Genomic DNA, 19,571 nt, shown 5'->3' on the forward strand with positions numbered 1-19,571 from the left:
AGGGGTTATTTCCATCGCTTTTTAATTAATTCTATTAAAACAGCTTGCGATACATCGAGTTGTTTGGCTTGCTGAATAAGTTGATCGGCACCATTAAATAATAGCGTATCTTGTTGTTGTGTTTGCTGCTGTGATTTTTGCGCAACACAGGTTGGTTGCCCACGCCTTCGTTCTAACCAACCTTGTTCAACCAATTGACTTATCGCACGCGACACAGTCATAGGGTTAACCGAAAAGTGCTCAGCTATTTTTCTTACTGAAGGTAATTGCTCGCCTATCGATAATTGCCCGCCCACAATCAACCGCACAATTTGTTCATGCAATTGTTTATAAATTGGATCGCCACTATTAGGGTTGACATTAATAAATTCTAACATTATTCTTTCTCTACTGTATTAATACATTAATACACCGATACACTGTAGTTAAAGTTATCATATTGAGTGTAAAAAGCAACAAGGGAAAAGTAATGGAAACCATGTTTAATTTACGTAAAAAACTAACTAAGCTAACGCTTTTATTAATATTAGCGGGAAGTGGCAGTAGTGTATTTGCTCAAAGTAATGATCAAATACATACAGCTTTAACCCCATGTTATATGGAAGGGTTAGCCGATAGATTAATGTGTGGCAGTATTAAGCGCCCTCTCTCAGATAGCAGCGCTGATGGCGAAATCGACATTAACTTTGCGATTATTCCTGCTATTAAACCTAGCCACCCTGATGAAGCAGCGCTTGCTTTTGCTGGTGGCCCAGGGCAGGGCGCAATAGAGCTAGCTGCTATTTTTAATCGTAATTTACGATTTGTCCGCGAAACGCGTGATATTTTATTGGTTGATCAACGCGGCACTGGCTACTCAAATAAGTTGCAATGTGAAAGTAATGACCTGCAAACACAGTTTGCATTTAACGATTCAATGACTGATCTCGCATTACTGGGCGCTCAAGAAACACAAAAATGTAAAGCGCAGCTGAATATTGATTTAAGTCACTTTTCAACACCTGTTGCTGCAAAAGACTTTGAAGCTGTGCGTAAAGCTTTAGGTTATAAAGGGCTGCATTTGTACGGGGTATCGTATGGTACACGTATTGCGCAAGAATATACCCGCCAATTTCCAAATTCAGTATTAACGAGTACATTGGATGGGGTTGTACCTATGCAGCAAAGCTTGGCTGCAATAGGCGCAGCTATTGATGATTCGTTAGCGGCTTTATTTGCACGTTGTGAAAGTAATACGCTTTGTAATTCACAGTATCCACAGTTAAAAAATCAATTTAATACCTTAATGACGCAGTTAGATAGCCAGCCAATTGAAACAACAGTGAAACACCCGCGTACATACAAAAACATAACGCTAGTGGTGACTAAAACTAAGTTTTTTGGCGCAATACGTATGGCACTTTATAGCCACTCAATGCGAGCAATTTTGCCTTTGGCAATTAGCCAAGCCGCTAATGGTAATTTTTCGCCATGGGTTGGATTGATGTCGGGCGTTGATATAACTGAACAGCTCGCAATGGGCATGCACAATGCCATTGTATGTGGTGAAGATTGGCCGCAGCTTAATGAGCAAAAGCGTTCAAAATATAATAAAAGCTACATGGGAAAAATGATGATTGAAGGGTTTGATGTAATGTGCCCAATTTGGGATGTAACCCCAGTAAATAAGAGCTTTTATAAGCCCGTGACCACTGAAGTGCCTATTCTATTACTTTCTGGTGGGCGAGACCCTGCAACCCCTGCAAGTTGGGCTGAGTTGGCAATGGTAAATATGAAAAATGCCACTCATTTGGTGTCACCTTCGGCAACTCATGGTATTGGCTCACAAACATGCGCGCCCAAAATAATTGCTCAGTTTATTAATCAACAAAATATGCAAGATATAGATACAAAATGTATCAATAACAATAACGATAAAAAGTTTTTTATGAATATAAATGGCGCAGCCAGTTCAACAATTCAAAGTATGGAGTAAAGGTATGATTAAGGTAACTAATCTAACTAAAAAAATTGGCGATGTTAACGCCCTTAACGGCCTAAGCTTTGATGCGAAAAATGGCCAAATTACAGGTTTGCTTGGACCTAATGGTGCAGGCAAAACAACCTGTTTACGTACCGTGTTCGGGTTATTAAAAGCCGACAGCGGTGAAACCGAAATAGACGGCATAGATGTAGCAAAAAATCCTATGGAAGCTAAGAAAAATTTAGGATTATTTCCTGATCCGTGTGGTCTGTATGAGCGATTAACACCTAGAGAATATATTACCTTTTTTGCACAATTAAGCGGGCTTTCGTCTGTAAAAGCGAAAGCAGCAACCAGTGAGGTAATAAAAAAATTAAATATGGACGATATTGCGGATCGCCGCTGCCAAGGTTTTTCACAAGGCCAACGCATGAAAACCGCTTTAGCACAGGCTGTGGTACATAATCCGTCTAACGTTATTTTAGATGAACCTACACGCGGCTTAGATGTAATGAGCACACGTATTTTAAGAGATCTACTTATACAGCTAAAGGAACAAGGACATTGCGTGCTTTTTTCATCGCATGTGATGCAAGAAGTTGCCGCATTATGTGACCACGTAGTGATCATGGCTAACGGCCAAGTAATAGCGCAAGGTTCGGTAGATGAACTGTGTGAAAAAGCAGGAAAAGCCACGCTAGAAGAAGCATTTATTGAGCTAATTGGTAGCGATGAAGGAATAGCAGCATGATTAATTTATTAAAAGTACTCTATAAAAAAGAAATCATTGATGCCAGCCGAGACAAACGTTCAGTGATGGCGGGCTTGTATTACGCAATAGGTACTCCCATTGCAATGTGTTTACTATTAAGTGTATTACTGCAACAGCTTACATCGCCCGAAGGGCTCAAAATCACCATAGTAAATGCGGAGCAAGCCCCTAGTTTAGTTGCGCATTTAAATGCCAATGAAATACAGAGTACAAACGATAAAAATGACGAACTACTCAAGTCTATTACATTAAATATTAGTGATGACTATCAAAAAAATATGCGTGAAGGTCGCCCTGCAACAGTTACATTAATTGCTGATAAATCAAATGATAAACTTGGTAAGCATATAAATCGTATTGAAAAAGCTCTTGCAAGTTATAACGCTGAAGTGGCTAGTTTACGTTTAATATCGCGTGGCATTGATCCAAGCATTATGCGTACCTTAGCGGTAGAGACGCATGATGAGGCGACTCCAGACTCTAAAGGCGGTATGTTTTTAGGCATTGCTACGTTGTCTATAATTTTAACGGTATTTTACGCTGCGATGAACCTAGCTATAGATACTAGCGCCGGTGAACGCGAACGTAATTCGCTGTCGTTATTATTAAGCCATCCGTTGAGTAGCTTACAAATTGTACTTGCTAAATCGGCCGCTATTGCCAGCTTTTCGATGCTAGGACTCGTAATCATTTTAATTGTATCTAAAATTACATACGGCTTAGTACCTTGGCAACAGCTCGGCTTTAGTATCACTATTACCCCAGCATTTATGCTATTTTGTTTTGCAGTATGCTTACCTATTGCATTAATGTCGGCAAGCTTGCAGGTATTTGTTTCGTTTATGGCAAAGTCGTTCAAAGAGGCACAGTCATATGTAACTATGGTGTTATTTATTCCTATGTCGCTAAGTATGATAACTACCTATGACATTGCCACCGATATTATACAGTGGGTTCCTATTGCAGCTCAGCAATATGCACTTATTGAGTTTATCAAAGGTAACCCATTGCCAGTACCACAATTAGTACTTTCTACCTTGATTACATTAATATTATTTAGCGTGTTTAGTTTTTTAAGCAGCCGAATGCTGAAAAGTGAAAAGGTTGTGTTTGGTTTGTAACCCCACGCTTAAAATGTATTTCAAGCAATGCCCATAGTTTAACTAACATGGGCGTTTTTATATCCGACGATAAATAATGGCTATAGTTTATATTTTTTGAAATTAAAAAGAGGTGCTCACAAAGGGGGCAGAGAAGCTACGCTTAAGAGTAGAAAATACCTGTGTTGTATGTTTTTCTGAGGCTGAGGACGTACTCAAACATAAATATGGGAGGTATAAAGTAGAAGTGATGTAGTAAGGAGTCATAAAAACGCAGTAACGTAGTTACAATCTTAAAAACACCTGTTGAGATGGTATTTAGGGAAAATCTAGAAATAGCTAAATATGGCGTAACAATAATTTTTGTATTTACTCTCATAAAGTGTGCCCATTTAACCCATCTTTAACTCTCGCCCTAATAAACTGCTCGTAATGGTATGAATTAAGCATAATTAATGGTTTATTTTAAAAAGCACTCAACCAGTTTGTTACTTGCGCTTAGTTGTACGCTTGCTGCATGAAGCAGCCAGTCAAGCTATCAAGGTAATGGTATATTGCGCAGCGAGATCTCTATAGTAAATAAAGCGTACAAACTAATACGGCACGCGACTAATAACACAAATAAGCCCGCTAATGTTGGCTACGGTTTAGGGCTGGAGTTAAGCGAAAAAATAATAAAACGACACGGTTGGGTATACGAAGTAAACGATATGCCCGAGCGTTATGAAGTGGTGGTCGATTTTAGTTAATACGCTTTTTTTAATCCTTGAGTTTTTTATATCTAAAATATTTAATGTAACGCTGAGAATATAAAAAAACTTAGTGATAGCAATGTGTTAAGTAATTTGTTAAAACTATAAATAGTAAAAAATATTAACGTTAGACTTACATGGAGTGTTAATTCATATGTTCAAATTCATAATTATTTTAATCTCAATTACTTCTTTCAATGCCTTGGCTGCAGAGAAGGTTAAACTTGGAGTTTTAGGGAACGTTGGAACTGATGGTTTTTTTAGCCCGACGGTCACATCATTTATTATTCAAAAAGTAGAACCTAATTCACCTGCTGAAAAAGCAGGGATTGTTGCAGGGCAAAAAATAATTTCTATAGAAAATTGTAAAATTCCAGGCTGCCCTGCCAGTGAAGCAAAAGAATTAATGCGCAAGGAGTCTGGAGAGATTTTACAGTTACTTTTAGAGAATGAAGATGGTAGCCAAGTACCTTTAAAAATCCTTATGAATGCTTGGTAAACCTAAGAAGTTTTTAAAATACCTAAATATCCCCAGCCTATAAAGCATGGTTATTCCCAAAGCGTGGGTTTGTGTAAATGAACTAGGCGCAGTAAATGTTGGCAACGTTAGCGAGCTTTTGGAGTACTACTTACTCGGTTTATATGTAGGTTACTGATTAAAGTGATTGGGATAGATTAAAAAGGTTTGATCAGTAATAACCTTATTTAATTAATGAATACATTGGTATTGCGTTAAATACGGCAATACCAATGATTATTAGACTAAAGCTTATAGATCGCTGCGCCAGCCCATGCCTGACTCTTCCATTAAACGCTCGTACACGCCTTCTATGTTAAGCGGTAACCATGCATCAAACTGTTTAAAGTCACTAAATTGGTCTAACTTTACATTTTGTTTAATTTCGTCAAGCGTATTACCGGCTAAAACGCCTGCTGTTACTTGCCTATATAAAAGATCTAAATAACTTAAGTAACGCGCTACATCTGCCTTGCTGCCAATATCGGCATGACCACCTACAAAAGTATCAAAGTCATATTTGAGTACCGCTTGGGTTGAGTTAATCATGCCTTGAATATCGTAACTCCACAGTTTCTGCCATGGCATTCTGCCAATAACAATCCAATCAACCACAAATAACGTTTTTTGCTTTTCGAATAATATACTAACCGAACCACGACCATCGTTTGGACCATGATAGTTAAGTTTTACTGTTGACTCACCAAGGGTAAGTAGTAGCTCGTCATCAAAAATAAGGCTGGGCGCTACCGTTTTCATTTGTGTATTTTTAATATCTTGCGCAGCGAGTTTATGCGCTATAAACGTGGTGTGCGGGCTTTTAAATACCTCGGCGCCGTAAATATGATCGCTGTGATTATGGCTATAAATTACATATTTTACAGGCACGTTATAGCGAGTTTTAATTTGCTCGCTTAACCAGGTGGCGGCTTTTTTATTAAGTGGGTCGGTAACAATCGCGCCCTCAGAAGTGATTAAAAATACTGAGCGGTGTCTGTCGTCTATAAAGCGGTGTAAGCCGTCCCCCAAGTCTTCTATTTCATAGGCTTGTGTGGCAAAGCCTATAAATAATAAGGTTGTGGTTAATAGTTTTTGTAGCAAGCGAGGCATACACATTCCTGTTTAACATTTATATAGGTTAGTTAAGTAAGAAAGTGCAAATAAGTAAAAAATTTCAATTTTTTATAGGAAAGGTTGTGGGCTAAGGCTAACTTATCCCACTAACGGTTTTAACTAACTAGCTGATCGAGTAATTGTATTACTTGCTCACTGGCAGATTCCATTAAGTGTATGTGTTTAATAGCTTCTGCTTTTTTCCCTTGCTCAATTAATTGCAAAGCTTGTACGCCGTTTTTGTGTACTTCGCTGTGAGGCTTATCTATTTGTTTGAATGCATTTAACGATTTATATTCACTAGAATCATCAGACTTATACCACTTACCTAAACGGCACATAGTGTGATTGGTAAAATCGTCTATCGATTTATTACTTTTGCCATTGGCAACCGCATAAACTTCACCTTTCCATACAATATGATCTAACTTAACGGTTTGAATAAATGAGCGAATAGAAGCCTGCGATATGGTGTTTTTCATGTTTGTGCAAAAATTAATAATGGATGCGTAGTCGCTATTTAGTGATTCAAAATTAGTTGAAAGCTGTGCATTGTTTTTTTGTATATCGTCGGCTGAATTAACGGTTTCGTCTGTTTTTTCTATTATTTCTTTAACAAGATCTGCAACTTCTTGAGCTGATTTATTGGTGTTAGTTGCCAGCACTCGTACTTCATCAGCTACAACGCTAAAGCCTCTACCAGCTTCGCCTGCTCGGGCTGCTTCAATAGCTGCATTTAATGCTAATAAATTTGTTTGATCAGATATTTTAGTAATAGTAGAAACAAACGTATTAATATTACCTGCTAAGTTTGAAAGGCCCGAAATATTTTCGCTCATGCTGCCCATTCTCTGGGTCATTAAACTCATTTCACTAACAATATGATTTAACGAGTTGTTTGAGTTGTTTAAAAGATCGTTTATTTTGTAGCTAACTTGGCTTTCTTGTTCGATGGTTGAGTAAGACTCGAGTACTGTTTGGCGTACACCTTCAATTTGATTAATACAGTCTATTGAGCTTGCGAGTAAGCTTTCGGTAAATTGACTTTCAGGTTCGCCTTTTGTGAGGCTTATTTGTTGCTCTAAAGAGTTATTCTTTTGTGTTAGCTGTTCGTTCTGAGTGATTAACTCTTCAATTTTTTTGGAAAGTGTTTCATTATCATTTTTAGCAGATAGATACTTTTTACTTAAAACAAACATTCATAGTTCCTAAAATGTTATGGGTATATTTTTATTATAGTTGCTATTAATACTTTACTTTAAATATTTGTAATTATCTTATTTTTATACAAAAAAAAGCCATTTTTAAAAATGGCTTTATGAGAGCTTGTTGGATCAACGTAGTGAAATTTGTTGGTTTATTTCTTCAAAAATACCTGCATCGTCTATGGTTGAAGGAATTTGCAGTTTGTCGCCATCAATTAGTTGGCGTAAATTTTTACGCAGTATTTTACCTGAGCGTGTTTTGGGTAATCGCTCTACGCTAATAATGGTTTTAAGGCACGCTATAGCGCCTATTTGGTTTCTTACGGTTTGTATAAGTTCTTGCTCTACATCGGTACTTGAGCCCATAAAATCATTTTTAAGCACGATCATTCCCATAGGAAGCTGCCCTTTTAGAGGATCGTTTACACCAAAAACAGCGCATTCAGCAACAGCAGGGTGCGCGGCTACTATCTCTTCCATTTCGCCGGTAGAAAGCCTATGCCCTGCTACATTTATAACGTCGTCGGTTCTGCCCATAATAAATAGGTAGCCGTCTTCATCAATATAGCCGCCATCGCCAGATAAATAATAACCTTCGTATTCATTTAGGTAGCTTGCTTTAAAACGCGGGGTATCTTGCCAAATTGTTGGTAGGCAACCCGGTGGTAGTGGCAGTTTGATTACCACGGCGCCTTGCTCGTTAGCTGCGCATTCATTGCCATCCATATCTAATATTCGCACGTCAAAACCTGGAGTAGGCACGGTAGAGCTGCCCGGTTTTGTTGTTAAGTACTCAAGCCCTACAGGGTTACAAGCAATAGCCCAGCCGGTTTCTGTTTGCCACCAATGATCGAGCACTGGCAGTTTGGTTTTTTCTTTAAGCCACTCGTAAGTGGGAGGGTCTAATCGCTCGCCTGCTAAAAACAAACGTTTTAAGCTAGAGGTATCGTATTGATTAAAACCATCAGCATTTGGATCTTCTTTTTTGATTGCTCTAAATGCGGTGGGGGCACTAAATAATGCATTTACTTTATATTCTTCAACCACGCGCCAAAATGCACTGGCGTCGGGTGTTTTAACGGGTTTACCTTCATATAATACAGTTGCGCAGCGATACATTAGCGGCGCGTAAACTATATAAGAGTGCCCAACTATCCAGCCAATGTCAGACGCTGCCCAAAATACGTCGCCGGGCTTCATACCATAAACGGTTGCCATGCTGTATTGCATTGCCACTGCGTGACCGCCATTTTCGCGCACTACGCCTTTGGGTGTGCCTGTCGTGCCTGAGGTATATAAAATATAAAGTGGATCATCTCCATTTACAGGCACCGGATCTGCGCTTGCAGCAGTTTGCATTGCCTGAGTCCAATCTATGTCTCGTTCAGGCTTAAGAGTGGCGGTTACTTGTGGGCGCTGATAAATAACGCAGTGTTCTACTTTGTGCGTAGCTAAGTCTATTGCGTTATCAATAAGTGGTTTGTATTCAATAATGCTGTTTATTTCAACACCGCATGAGGCGCTAAGTATAAGTTTGGGCTTGGCATCGTCAATGCGTACAGCTAATTCATGTGCAGCAAACCCACCAAATACCACAGAATGAATAGCACCAAGGCGAGCGCACGCCAACATACCAATAACAGCTTGTGGGATCATGGGCATATAAATAACAACGCGATCGCCTTTTGTAACACCTAACGATTGCATTACGCCTGCAAATTTAGCAACTTCTTGTTGTAGTTGTGAGTAGTTATAAGTTTGCTTTGTGTTAGTGACTGGAGAGTCGTAAATCAGTGCAGTTTGCTTACCAAATCCGGCAATAACATGTTGGTCTAGCGCTAAAAAACTGGTGTTTAATTGCCCGTCGCTAAACCAATGATAAAGCCCGTCGTCGTCTTGTGTGTATGCTGTTGTGGGGGTTTTATACCATGGAATATTTTTACTTTGTTCGAGCCAAAATTGGGCTGGGTTTTGTTTAAAGCCATTATATTGCTGTTTATATTCGCCTGACATGTAAGGCTCCTAAAGCTAAATTTGTGTGTAAGAGACCTTACAAAATGTAGGCTTTTTTTAGCAAGCAAGCTATTCGACCTTGGTCGGTTGAAAGTTAATCAACACACTGGTTTTAAAAATACAAAATTGACAATACAAAGCGTGTGGTTCAGCATGGCAGGCAGTAAAAATAAGAGAAAACACGATATGAGTAACGTAGTAAGAGTAGGGGTTGCGGTTATCATAAAGCATCAAAACACAATTTTACTAGGTGAACGCATTGGCGCGCATGGTGCTAATACATGGGCAACACCTGGTGGGCATTTAGAGTTTGGTGAAAGTGTTGAGCAATGTGCAATACGAGAAGTGTTTGAAGAAACAGGTTTAAAGGTAAGTAAAATTACTAAGCTTGATTTTACCAATGATATTTTTACAGCAGAGAACAAACACTATATTACGCTGTATGTAAAAGCTGATTTTGAAGGCGGAGAGCCTGAGCTTAAAGAGCCTAATAAATGTTTAAAGTGGCGCTGGTGCGATATTAATAATCTACCAACGCCACTGTTTACATCACTAAAAAATTACTTATCTGAGACTGCCTAAGCTAATAAGTTATTTTGTTGGCGGTGTCGCTGGGCTTAACGCTAGTTTACTAAAGCTTACTTGAGCGTAATCACCATTTTGTTTATCTGTAGTCCAATCGCCAGTACCTAAACAACCTGGGTACCAAATACCTTTCGCGCTTTTAGTACTACATTGGTTATAAGCACCGGCTTTAAAGTAATGCCAATCTGCGGCGTAGCCATGTGGGTGATCTTTTTCGTCCACTTTGCCATAAGCATCTACGTTATTACCTAAGTTAATAGAGTAGTTAACGTCTTCTTTGCCTTGTGCGCTAAATGTAAGGTGCATAACATTTTTATACACATTTACTGTGTAGCTAAATTCTTCACCTAGCGCAATACCGGCACTGCCAGGCTCGTTAGGGTTTTCCCATGTATTACCCCAAACTGGGTAAGTAATGTCTGTTCGGTCAGGATTTGTTTTAGCTAAGTTACGTTCGTAGTTCCAAAAACTGAGCCTGTTTTGTGCCCTGGCCATTTTTTGTAATATATTTTAAGTGGCTCATTGCCCCAGCCATAACCAAGCTTGGTATCAATAAGTGCCTGATCTTTACCTGCGTGAATTTGTCCTACAACAACCGAGTAAGCTGCTTTTTTATCAGGATCAGTTGCACGTAGCGCAACATGATCTACCTTTAACGTTGCTTCCATTTTTCCACCAACAGAACCAAATCGGTCAGATAACGGATGTACAGCTAAAGCAAAGTTGTTTTTAGAGTGTTTAGTTTTAATTTTAGTATTTGATCCACGGATCATTTGTCTAAGTTCACTACGAGTATTAGTAGAGTTAGCACTTGTAAGCGCTTTATTAGGCGAGGTAAATACCATGTAGCCTTTATCATCAAGATAGAAAAAATCAGGGTGTGCGTAAGTCTGAATTTCTTCTACATCTATTTCATCAATTTTACCGTCGTTGTTTAAATCAACTGGTACATTTATTTTCCAGTGTGATAAATCAAACTTTGTTGCAGGTACCGGCGCATCGCTTTGCTGATTAGTGCTTTGGGTACTTGAACAAGCCGTAAAAAGTAGAGGTGTGATAACGGCTAAAGCCGTAAGTTTAAATGTGGATGTATTTTTTATCATTATTGTCTCTGTGTGATGAAGTAAAAATTGTGCGGTAAAGACATCGCTTAACTTCAATCTAACATACCAATTTAAAAATTAAAACTTACCAATTTTGTGTTTTTTATAATTAAATCTTATTTTGAAAATTTATTTTGGTTAACCAGTTGGTGTTTTTTATTGCGTAATTTTTCTAAATACTTTCGTTGAGACTTTTTTATATGCTTAGCAATCCACTTTGTCATTTTAGGCGTAAGCTCTGGTACAAAGTTATGACCCATACCATCTATAATTTTTAACTTCGATTTTTTAATGAGTTTAGCCGTTTTTTCACCTTCAATAGATGGAAAAACTATATCGGCATTACCATGAATAATTAACGTAGGCGCTTTTATTTTTTTATTAACTGGGCTCTGTTTTTACTGGCTGCTATGGCTATTAGTTGGCGTTTATAGCCATTTTGATTATATGAGCGGTCAATTATTTTAATTGCATGCTCTTTTAATAATTCTTCACTTTGTGGGTAAGCTGGGCTACCAATAAGTTGGTTTAACTGAATGTTGTAGTTTATAGCGGCGCTGCGCGTTAGTGTTTTTGGTTGCAGTTTAGATACTTTTAAAAATACCTTTAAACTTTTTATTGTTGGCTTAAAAGTAGAGCTACTCGACATTATTGTGGTTAAGCTTAGTACTTTCTTTTTATGTTTTGCTGCAATAATTTGGGCAATCATCCCACCCATTGATGCGCCAACTAAATGCGTTTTTTTATTTTAAGTGCAGCCATTAAGGCGAGTACATCATCAGCCATATCATCAAGCAGGTAAGGAATATTCGAGCGTATAGGTAAGTACTTACTTAACCATGTTTTAAATAAACTAGGATTTTTGTAATCATCTAAATGGCTAGATAACCCGACATCACGGTTATCAAATCTAATCGCTCTAAAGCCTTTTTTTACTAAACCATAATAGAGCGAGTCTGGCCAAACTATCATTTGCGCCCCAAGCCCCATAATTAAAATAATAGCTGGTGCTGTTTTATCGCCTTCATCTTGGTAGCTGAGTTTAATACCTTTTTTAGTCTTAATAATAGCCATGGCAAAGTGAGAGTTAGCAAGCTTTGTGAGGAGTATAGGGCAGCTTTATTACATTTAATTTATGGTAGGTGGGAGGGGAGTTGCCATTTTTTTAAAATAGCTTGGTACTTGCCATTTACCTTTAGCGTTTTTAGCCCTTTTGATATTGCGATGGCTGTTTGTTCATCAAACTGGTTATTAGTAGCAAGATAGAGGGTTGAAGGAAAATCAGTTAAATGAACTCGTTTAGCTATTAAGCTAGGATCAAGCCCGGACATTTTTAATTCATTATTTAAAGTAAGTGTATTCACTACAACAAAATCGATACGTTTTTTGTAGAGCATTTGCCATAGCTGCTGATAATAACTAACTAAGATTAAATTTTTGTCTTCTTCGAAACCCATATCTTTTAAATATTTGGCGCTCGTATAACCGCGAATGGTTGCTACTTTGTAAAATTTGGCGTGATTTAAATGGCTAATATTATCTTTATGATCTTTTAAACTAACTAAGTACGCATCTGTAAAGTATATCGCACCTAACCATTTAAATTGATTTTGCCTAACAGGGGTTTTTAAAAAGAGAGCATAATAGTATTAGGGTTGGTTTTTAATTCATGGGAAGCACGCGCCATAGGCATTATTTCAAACTTCGCGTTTAGCTTAGCTTCTCTTAATACTGCTTTAGCTATATCTACCGAGGCTCCGTCTGCTTCACCGTTTTCGTTTTGAAAATGATAAGGGTGTAAATCTTCGGCAATAAAGGTAAGTGGACTAGTTGCGTTTACCGTACTACAAAACATAAATACAAGGGCATTAACTACAATACGCAAATACATAGCAATAATCTTTTTAACTACAATGTCTTGAGTTTAAAGACTCTTGTCTGAAATATATACTCAAATATATGAAATAAGTAAATTTTATATTGGAGGTTTATTTACCTATTTGCATTTTAAAATATTTAATAGGGCTATATGAGTACCAGCGTTTAAATGCCCGATTAAACGAACTCTGATCTTTAAAGCCGAGTGATAAAGCTAAATTGGCTAAGGATTGTGTTCCTATTAATAAGGGAATACGTCTTTTACGCTCTTGTTCGAGTAATATTGCAAAGGATGTTTGCTCTAGCTTTAAATGCCGTTGAAGAGTCCTTGGCGTGATATTTAGCGCATTTGCAGTACGTATTAAGTCGCACTCTTGCAAGTCGGTTTTTGCCATAAGCATATGGTTAATTTTTTCGCTTACATGTTGCTGGCTTTTAAAGTTAGAAAGCTGCTGCTCTGATATTTGCCTAAGTGCTAAGTGAACTGCTGCGTTATCGGTTTTAAATGGCAGGGTTAAATAACTACTCGGGAATGAAATTTCATTGTACTTAGCGTTTATGCTTACAGGGCAATTAAACCACGTAGCCAATGTATTTAAATGTTCTTTTGAGTAGTGATGCGTGAAACATATTGAACTAGGAGATAGCTTGGAGTTAAGTAATTGACGTATTACACATACCCAAGCAGTCATATTACGCAAAATAACCTGTTCGTTGCAACTTGGATGCGGTAGCCAGCGAATAATTGCAATATCGTCGAGCTGCTCAAATTGTGATTTACCTATGTCAGCGACCAAACTGTCATAATTTAAAAGTACCTGTATAGCACTGGCTAAACTATCGCTTGATTCTATTAAGTAACCTAAAATTCCAAAATTTGCTGTGCGAATATGCTGCCCAAGCTTAAAGCCGAACAGGGGATCGTTAAGTGTTTTTTGTGAATATTCAAGTAATGCGTTGTAACTTGTTAAGGTAATACGAGGTGCGAATTGCCGTGCTTTATTATCACTGTACTCATTAAACTTGATGGCCTTCAAAGCCACTTCATTGGCTATACCTTGGCTTTGTAAGTAATCAAGAGTACTTGAAAAGTAATGATCAGCAAGTGAGTACATTTGTCGTCTAAAGCTAAAAAATGGTCGTGTATGAGCAAGTCTGCCATGTAAAATTTTATTATGCTAGGACCTATTGACCTTTGGGGATTAAAGTTTGTTCTATTTAGGGGGAATTTAATCGCAGCGCGAGGTTTGTAACCTAAAAGGCTAAGTACCTACTTATGTGTTACCGATTTGGCTTACATCCTAAAAGCTGAGCAAAGTTCCGTATCCTGCTACCGCTCCTAGGACGAACTCAAAGGGAGATCATGTTTGGTATTTATACTGCGTTATCGTCTATTTATGGGAAGTAACCACACAACATGGGCGCAGCCTTGCCTAAAAACCAAGCATACGGCTGCAAATTTAACTTAGAAAGATAAACGGGCCCTAGGTGAATAATTTTTAAGGTTATAGCAGTGATATTAATAAATTTAAAACAAAACCTTGCGGCTCCTCCCACTGAAATAATTAATGTGTTGCTTGATCATGAACGTTTAAATAGGTTTTTTAACGCTCGATTTTTATTATTGAAACCGCAAAATTGCGGGCAGATAAGCGGCGGAAAAGGAGCCGTGAGGCAAGTTAGAACATCAGGGTATACTTTTACTGAGCAAGTTATAAGTGCTAGCGGTAATCACATTTGCTATCAAATTGTGGGCAATAAGCCTGTGGCTGCTCATCAAGGTGATATTTATTTAACTGTTATCGAAAAGCAGGCATTGATCTCTACTGAGCTTACTTATTCTATACAGTGTATTTCACCTTGGTGGATGCCCAGTTTTATACTTAAATTTTTCATTAAAAAAGATATTAAAAACGCACTTACAAAATTAGAGCGCTATTTTAAGGAGTGCACAACATGAGTGTTGAAATTATTTTACTTGCCTTAAGCCCTGTATTTTTAACCTTTGTAGTATTTGAATTTATAGCGTTTAGGCGTTATTACAGTATAAAAGATAGCCTAGCTAATACGGTTTTGGCTTTAATGCATCAAGGAGCAGATGCGCTTTCATTAATTATACTCATGCCGTTTTTTTATTGGCTTTACGGATACCGCTTGTTTGATATAGAGCTTTCTGTATTTTCTATTTTATGTGCTTTTTTACTGCAAGACTTTTTGTACTATTGGTTTCATAAAGCATCACATCATATTCATTGGTTATGGGCGGCGCATGTCGTACACCATAGTTCTACTAAAATGAATTTTACTACCGCGTTTAGGCAAAGCTTAATGTATCCCTTGGTGGGCATGTGGATATTTTGGTTACCTATGATGTTGATCGGGTTTGACCCAATGATAGTCCTAACTGTTGTGGCGCTCAACTTGGCGTATCAGTTTTTTGTGCATACACAAATAGTGAATAAGCTTGGTTGGTTTGAAAAGGTGTTTAATACACCTTCTCATCACAGAGTGCATCATGCAATTAATGCAGGCTACCTGGATAAAAATTTTGCGGGTGTATTAATTATTTGGGATAAATTATTTGGCACCTTTGTTGAGGAAGACCCAAATAAAACCTGTAAATATGGCATCGTAGGACAGTTAAAGACTAACAACCCATTTAAAATAACATTTCACCAATGGGACTATTTGATAAAAAGCATCTATAGAGTAAAAGGTATTAAAGCAAAGCTAAACGTTTTATTTGGTTACCCCACATGCTCTCGTAAACCCTAACTATTTTTTACTTCTTGGTGCGCCTAGTAAAATAAAAGTATGGCAAATACATACAGACAAAAACGCGCTAATGCCAAGTGCGCCGCCATAGCCATCGAGCCTTGGAACTAAATACTCAAAGAGTATTGAAAAAATAATGGCTGAGTTAGTTATAGTATATATACCAAAGCGATGTGGGGCGCTCATGCCTATAAATGTGCCGCCAAAAAACACAATGCTGTAAAGCTCAGGGTTTAAGTTAAGCACGCTAAGAAGTAGATAGGCAACAATTGAAAGCGCAGCTGATGCTCTTATGGCATCAAAGCGATTATGTTTTGCTAAAAAAACGTTAAAAATGCCCCTAGCAGCGCAATTAACGGATATTCAAGGCTCATAATACAATCCCTTTAGCTAATACAAATATTGCAACACTTGCAAAAGCAACACCACCTAACTTGCCGCCAAAACCAGTAAATAAGTTCATAGTAAGCACATACAAACTAGCACCTATAAGCGAGATAATTACAATCTCCCAATAACTAGTAATTAAATTAGTCGAGCACATGCCAGCAAAACTACCGGCATAAATAGCAGCATAAGGGTGATTTTTAACGTTTTTAGGAAACGGTATAAACGAGCCAATGAGCCCAGTTAATGCGGCCGAAATCACTAATGGAACATTAAATGTTGTATGCATCACAAAGCAGGATATAAAACCCATAAAAAAAGTGATGAATTTTAAAGATAAGAATTTAATCATAGTCCACGCATTTTAAAGTAACCCTTTTTGCTTTTAAAGCACTGCCTGAAAATATAATTGCATAAGTATTCACTAACTTTAATAAGGTTGTTTATTAATCATTTTAAAAGTATTAAATATGCTTAATTATATGGTTGTTAATGTTCTATAAATTAAGATTTATGTATAATGCGGGTAATTTAGTATATTAAAAGAGTTAACCAAGGGTAATTTATGTCTAACTGTTTGCATTTAGCTATTCCAGCTGGCGATTTAAAAGTCACTAAAGCATTTTATTGTGACGTACTTGGTTGTAAAACCGGTAATAGTGAAGAGGGTCGCTGGGTTGATATCGACTTTTGGGGTAACGAGTTAACATTGCATCAAAGTGTTGAGCGTCTTCCTACAGTGCGCCACGACGTAGATATGGGCGCTGTAGCTGTACCGCATTTTGGTATTCATTTATCAGAAACCGACTTTAACGCGTTAAAAGTACGAATACAAAGTGCGGGTATAGAGTATCTTGATAAACCTTACCGTCGCTTTATTGGTGATGAGTTTGAGCAAGAAACATTTTTTATTGAAGATCCAAATGGCAATGTACTTGAAATGAAAACCATGGTTAACCCAGAGGTTTTATTTAAAAAAGTATAGTTTTTCACTCGTGCTATTTAAAGCCACTTTTTATAGTGGCTTTTTTGTGGGCTAGCTATGTAGCTGAGTTAATACTTCGCTAGGTGTTTTATTAAAGTGGCGTTTAAACTCACGGCTAAACTGCGATGGACTGGTATAACCTACTCTTAATGCGGCTTCATTGGCTTTACTGCCGCTGGCAGTAATGAGTTCTTTTGCTTTAGCCAAGCGTACTTTTTTAAGTACTGTAGAGGGGATTCAAAGGTAATTTGCTTAAAGGCGCGATGAAACGACGATACACTCATGTTTACATCTTCCGCCAAACCTTCAACAGTTATTTGGTTTGCATAACTACTGTGCATAGTGGAGAGCGTACGTGCTATGCGAGCATAATGCCCATCATGCATCGCAAGGCCTATTAAAGTGTTGCCTTGAGGGCCGCAAAGTACGTGATATACCAATTCTTTTACTATATCTTCGCCAAATATCTCTGCCTCAAGTGGATTATTTAAAACAGTCAATAGCCGATGGGTAATGAGCTCCATTGCTGTATCTAGAGTTGCCGACTGCACTGCGCCAATTTGTGCTGACGACGATGACGCTGAAAGAGGCTTATGCTGCATTATTTGATTAACGAGTTTGTGTAGCATTGCAGGGTTTATATCTATGGCAATGCCCATAACGGGTAAGTCGTTATCGGTAAATGCTTCACATTCTAATGGCACCGGTACGCCAAGGACTAAGTAGTCGCCTGCGCCGTATTTTATTTGATGTTCAGGAAAGTGAATTATTTTATGGCCTTGCCCAACAATAATAATACCTGAGTTATATATAAGCGGCTGACGCGGCGAGCTTTTAGTTGCTCGATGAAAATACACGCCTGGAATAATAGTTTCCATGGTGCCTTCAAAGCTGAGTAATTGATTATGCTCGGCGTATTGTTGCAACATATTGGCTATGGTGGGCATAAAAGGCATCTTTAATTGAGTGTATTCTGCGTAAAATAACAACGTTGATAGTTTTAGGCAAGCTTTTGCGAGTTATTGGGCTTTTTTTATGTTTGTTTTGCCATTAATATGCACATATCGATACTTTATTAGGTAACTAAGTAAAGTACTCAGCAATTAACCGTCACCTAGGAGCAAAATAATGAAATTTAGCTACGTAAATCCAACACTTATCCAGTTCGGCCAAGAACAAATTGCCTCACTAACTGATTTGATCGCAAAGGATCAAAAAGTACTTGTAGTGTACGGCGGCGGTTCAATTAAAAAGAACGGCGTGTACGACCAAGTTGCTGCAGCACTTGAAGGCTTTGATTGGGTAGAGTTTTCGGGCGTTGGCGCTAACCCAACAATTGAAGTACTAGACCAGGCAGTAAAAATTTGTAAAGAACAAGGTATCGACTTTGTACTAGGTGTAGGCGGCGGCTCAGTAATCGACGGCGTTAAATACATCGCAGCATCTGCAGTTTATGATGGCGAAGGTTGGGATATTCCTACTGGTAAACATAAAGTAACTAGCGCATTACCTATTGGGGCAGTACTTACTCTTCCTGCTACAGGTTCTGAGTCTAATCAAGGTTCTGTTGTGAGCAAAGCTGCGACTAAACAAAAACTTCCGTTTATGTCTCCTGCGGTACAACCTAAGTTTGCAATTATGGACCCTGATGTAATGAAAACATTACCACAGCGTCAACTTGTAAATGGTTTAGTAGACGCGTGGGTACATACCTGTGAGCAATACTTAACATTCCCAGCAGGCGCACTTGTACAAGATGGCTACGCAGAAGCACTATTAAAAACGCTTAAAACACTGGGCGATAACTTTGAAAACCAAGACGACGCATGGCGCGCAAACCTTATGTGGTCTGCTAACCAAGCACTTAATGGTTTAATTGGTTCTGGTGTATCGCAAGATTGGGCTACGCACATGATTGGTCACGAGCTTACAGCCGCTTACGGCGTTGATCATGCACGTTCACTTGCTATTGTTCAGCCTTCTTTACTGCGCAACCAATTTGCAGTTAAAAAAGCAAAGCTTGAGCAAATGGGTAAAAATGTGTTTGGTCTTGATCAATCTGACGACCTGGCTGAGAAAACAATTCTAGCGATTGAAGCGTTTTACCACAGCCTTGACGTAGCGACCCAGCTTACTGAGCATGGCGATGATAAAGCTGCAGCTATTGACAATATTATTGGCAAACTTGAAGCGCACGGCATGTTAGCACTTGGTGAAAACCAAGCTATTACGCTTAAAGAAAGCCGCGAAATTTTAGAGCAAGCAGTCGTTTAATTTTCAAAGCCAAGCGCTTACTTAAATATACTAAGTAATACGTTAATAAAAAACCGTCAACCTTTAGGTTGGCGGTTTTTTTTATGGATTATTATAAATAATGCGTTGCTAATTAACCAATAAATTCCATGTTAATGTTTTTTAATGAT

At 38.2% G+C, this 19,571-nt stretch carries 16 protein-coding genes and 5 pseudogenes; 10 read left to right on the plus strand and 11 right to left on the minus strand.

The genetic code is table 11. The annotated features are described in order from the left end of the window. Nucleotides 1-5: 5 nt before the first annotated feature. Entirely contained in the window at nt 6-377 is a 372-nt protein-coding gene (locus P4S65_RS07565; RefSeq protein WP_007376926.1) for a GntR family transcriptional regulator, read from the minus strand. A gap of 92 nt (nt 378-469) precedes the next feature. Here P4S65_RS07565 and P4S65_RS07570 point away from each other — a divergent pair, with 92 nt between their 5' ends. The 5 genes from P4S65_RS07570 to P4S65_RS07590 all read left to right on the plus strand — a co-directional run bounded on the left by P4S65_RS07570 (nt 470) and on the right by P4S65_RS07590 (nt 5,086). After that, entirely contained in the window at nt 470-1,975 is a 1,506-nt protein-coding gene (locus P4S65_RS07570) for an alpha/beta fold hydrolase (protein ID WP_337119878.1), read from the plus strand. 4 nt (nt 1,976-1,979) lie between these two features. Continuing rightward, entirely contained in the window at nt 1,980-2,714 is a 735-nt protein-coding gene (locus tag P4S65_RS07575; RefSeq protein WP_008135099.1) for an ABC transporter ATP-binding protein, read from the plus strand. Next, nucleotides 2,711-3,856: an ABC transporter permease gene (locus P4S65_RS07580; protein ID WP_096792519.1), complete on the plus strand. Its 1,146-nt coding sequence runs from the start codon at nt 2,711-2,713 to the stop codon at nt 3,854-3,856. Before P4S65_RS07575 ends, P4S65_RS07580 begins: the two co-directional genes overlap by 4 nt. A gap of 533 nt (nt 3,857-4,389) precedes the next feature. Then, entirely contained in the window at nt 4,390-4,584 is a 195-nt protein-coding gene (locus P4S65_RS07585) for a hypothetical protein (protein WP_337119879.1), read from the plus strand. Nucleotides 4,585-4,741: 157 nt separating this feature from the next. Beyond that, a complete protein-coding gene (locus tag P4S65_RS07590) occupies nt 4,742-5,086 on the plus strand; it encodes a PDZ domain-containing protein (protein ID WP_337119880.1) in 345 nt (114 codons plus the stop codon). A gap of 270 nt (nt 5,087-5,356) precedes the next feature. On the opposite strand, the gene P4S65_RS07595 is transcribed toward P4S65_RS07590, so the two are convergent. From P4S65_RS07595 to P4S65_RS07605, 3 genes are all read right to left on the minus strand, one after another. Beyond that, on the minus strand, nt 5,357-6,214 hold the full coding sequence (locus P4S65_RS07595; RefSeq protein WP_337119881.1) for an MBL fold metallo-hydrolase: 858 nt from the start codon (nt 6,212-6,214) through the stop codon (nt 5,357-5,359). Nucleotides 6,215-6,333: 119 nt separating this feature from the next. Further along, on the minus strand, nt 6,334-7,416 hold the full coding sequence (locus tag P4S65_RS07600; RefSeq protein WP_337119882.1) for a methyl-accepting chemotaxis protein: 1,083 nt from the start codon (nt 7,414-7,416) through the stop codon (nt 6,334-6,336). A gap of 135 nt (nt 7,417-7,551) precedes the next feature. After that, a complete protein-coding gene (locus P4S65_RS07605) occupies nt 7,552-9,435 on the minus strand; it encodes a propionyl-CoA synthetase (protein WP_337119883.1) in 1,884 nt (627 codons plus the stop codon). A gap of 186 nt (nt 9,436-9,621) precedes the next feature. On the opposite strand from P4S65_RS07605, the gene P4S65_RS07610 reads away from it, so the two are divergent. Further along, on the plus strand, nt 9,622-10,017 hold the full coding sequence (locus P4S65_RS07610; RefSeq protein WP_198403019.1) for a nucleotide triphosphate diphosphatase NUDT15: 396 nt from the start codon (nt 9,622-9,624) through the stop codon (nt 10,015-10,017). Nucleotides 10,018-10,026: 9 nt separating this feature from the next. Here P4S65_RS07610 and P4S65_RS07615 read toward each other — a convergent pair. The 4 genes and pseudogenes from P4S65_RS07615 to P4S65_RS07635 form a co-directional block, all read right to left on the minus strand. Then, nucleotides 10,027-11,123, minus strand: a pseudogene (locus tag P4S65_RS07615) (polysaccharide lyase family 7 protein). 116 nt (nt 11,124-11,239) lie between these two features. After that, a pseudogene (locus P4S65_RS07620) lies at nt 11,240-12,197 on the minus strand (alpha/beta fold hydrolase). A gap of 59 nt (nt 12,198-12,256) precedes the next feature. Next, a pseudogene (locus tag P4S65_RS21880) lies at nt 12,257-13,014 on the minus strand (substrate-binding periplasmic protein). Nucleotides 13,015-13,111: 97 nt separating this feature from the next. Beyond that, nucleotides 13,112-14,116, minus strand: coding sequence for an AraC family transcriptional regulator (locus tag P4S65_RS07635; RefSeq protein WP_337119885.1), 1,005 nt, complete (start codon nt 14,114-14,116; stop codon nt 13,112-13,114). Nucleotides 14,117-14,514: 398 nt separating this feature from the next. Here P4S65_RS07635 and P4S65_RS07640 point away from each other — a divergent pair, with 398 nt between their 5' ends. Together P4S65_RS07640 and P4S65_RS07645 are read left to right on the plus strand one after the other, a co-directional pair. Beyond that, on the plus strand, nt 14,515-14,961 hold the full coding sequence (locus P4S65_RS07640; RefSeq protein WP_337119886.1) for an SRPBCC family protein: 447 nt from the start codon (nt 14,515-14,517) through the stop codon (nt 14,959-14,961). After that, nucleotides 14,958-15,776, plus strand: coding sequence for a sterol desaturase family protein (locus P4S65_RS07645; protein WP_337119887.1), 819 nt, complete (start codon nt 14,958-14,960; stop codon nt 15,774-15,776). The genes P4S65_RS07640 and P4S65_RS07645 overlap by 4 nt, the downstream gene beginning before the upstream one ends. Here the strand turns inward: P4S65_RS07645 and P4S65_RS07650 are convergent. Continuing rightward, a pseudogene (locus P4S65_RS07650) lies at nt 15,777-16,150 on the minus strand (hypothetical protein). It abuts the gene before it with no gap. Further along, complete coding sequence (locus P4S65_RS07655; protein WP_007378225.1) at nt 16,147-16,452, minus strand: hypothetical protein; 306 nt, start codon at nt 16,450-16,452, stop codon at nt 16,147-16,149. Before P4S65_RS07655 ends, P4S65_RS07650 begins: the two are co-directional and overlap by 4 nt. A 276-nt stretch (nt 16,453-16,728) precedes the next feature. On the opposite strand from P4S65_RS07655, the gene P4S65_RS07660 reads away from it, so the two are divergent. Beyond that, nucleotides 16,729-17,148 (plus strand): VOC family protein, encoded by a 420-nt coding sequence (locus tag P4S65_RS07660; protein WP_007378226.1) that lies wholly within the window; start codon nt 16,729-16,731, stop codon nt 17,146-17,148. 51 nt (nt 17,149-17,199) lie between these two features. On the opposite strand, the pseudogene P4S65_RS07665 reads toward P4S65_RS07660, so the two are convergent. Beyond that, nucleotides 17,200-18,095, minus strand: a pseudogene (locus P4S65_RS07665) (AraC family transcriptional regulator). Nucleotides 18,096-18,276: 181 nt separating this feature from the next. On the opposite strand from P4S65_RS07665, the gene P4S65_RS07670 reads away from it, so the two are divergent. After that, a complete protein-coding gene (locus P4S65_RS07670; RefSeq protein ID WP_337119888.1) occupies nt 18,277-19,422 on the plus strand; it encodes an iron-containing alcohol dehydrogenase in 1,146 nt (381 codons plus the stop codon). The last annotated feature ends 149 nt before the right edge of the window (nt 19,423-19,571 follow it).

Origin of the sequence: Pseudoalteromonas sp. B131b (assembly GCF_037162545.1) — a bacterium.
Lineage (GTDB): Bacteria > Pseudomonadota > Gammaproteobacteria > Enterobacterales > Alteromonadaceae > Pseudoalteromonas > Pseudoalteromonas fuliginea.

Bases quoted from the DNA above. Each gene is read 5' to 3' on its own strand.
- P4S65_RS07565 (WP_007376926.1), bottom strand. From the start codon at position 377: ATGTTAGAATTTATTAATGTCAACCCTAATAGTGGCGATCCAATTTAT.
- P4S65_RS07570 (WP_337119878.1), top strand. From the start codon at position 470: ATGGAAACCATGTTTAATTTACGTAAAAAACTAACTAAGCTAACGCTT.
- P4S65_RS07575 (WP_008135099.1), top strand. From the start codon at position 1,980: ATGATTAAGGTAACTAATCTAACTAAAAAAATTGGCGATGTTAACGCC.
- P4S65_RS07580 (WP_096792519.1), top strand. From the start codon at position 2,711: ATGATTAATTTATTAAAAGTACTCTATAAAAAAGAAATCATTGATGCC.
- P4S65_RS07590 (WP_337119880.1), top strand. From the start codon at position 4,742: ATGTTCAAATTCATAATTATTTTAATCTCAATTACTTCTTTCAATGCC.
- P4S65_RS07595 (WP_337119881.1), bottom strand. From the start codon at position 6,214: ATGCCTCGCTTGCTACAAAAACTATTAACCACAACCTTATTATTTATA.
- P4S65_RS07600 (WP_337119882.1), bottom strand. From the start codon at position 7,416: ATGTTTGTTTTAAGTAAAAAGTATCTATCTGCTAAAAATGATAATGAA.
- P4S65_RS07605 (WP_337119883.1), bottom strand. From the start codon at position 9,435: ATGTCAGGCGAATATAAACAGCAATATAATGGCTTTAAACAAAACCCA.
- P4S65_RS07610 (WP_198403019.1), top strand. From the start codon at position 9,622: ATGAGTAACGTAGTAAGAGTAGGGGTTGCGGTTATCATAAAGCATCAA.
- P4S65_RS07635 (WP_337119885.1), bottom strand. From the start codon at position 14,116: ATGTACTCACTTGCTGATCATTACTTTTCAAGTACTCTTGATTACTTA.
- P4S65_RS07645 (WP_337119887.1), top strand. From the start codon at position 14,958: ATGAGTGTTGAAATTATTTTACTTGCCTTAAGCCCTGTATTTTTAACC.
- P4S65_RS07655 (WP_007378225.1), bottom strand. From the start codon at position 16,452: ATGCATACAACATTTAATGTTCCATTAGTGATTTCGGCCGCATTAACT.
- P4S65_RS07660 (WP_007378226.1), top strand. From the start codon at position 16,729: ATGTCTAACTGTTTGCATTTAGCTATTCCAGCTGGCGATTTAAAAGTC.
- P4S65_RS07670 (WP_337119888.1), top strand. From the start codon at position 18,277: ATGAAATTTAGCTACGTAAATCCAACACTTATCCAGTTCGGCCAAGAA.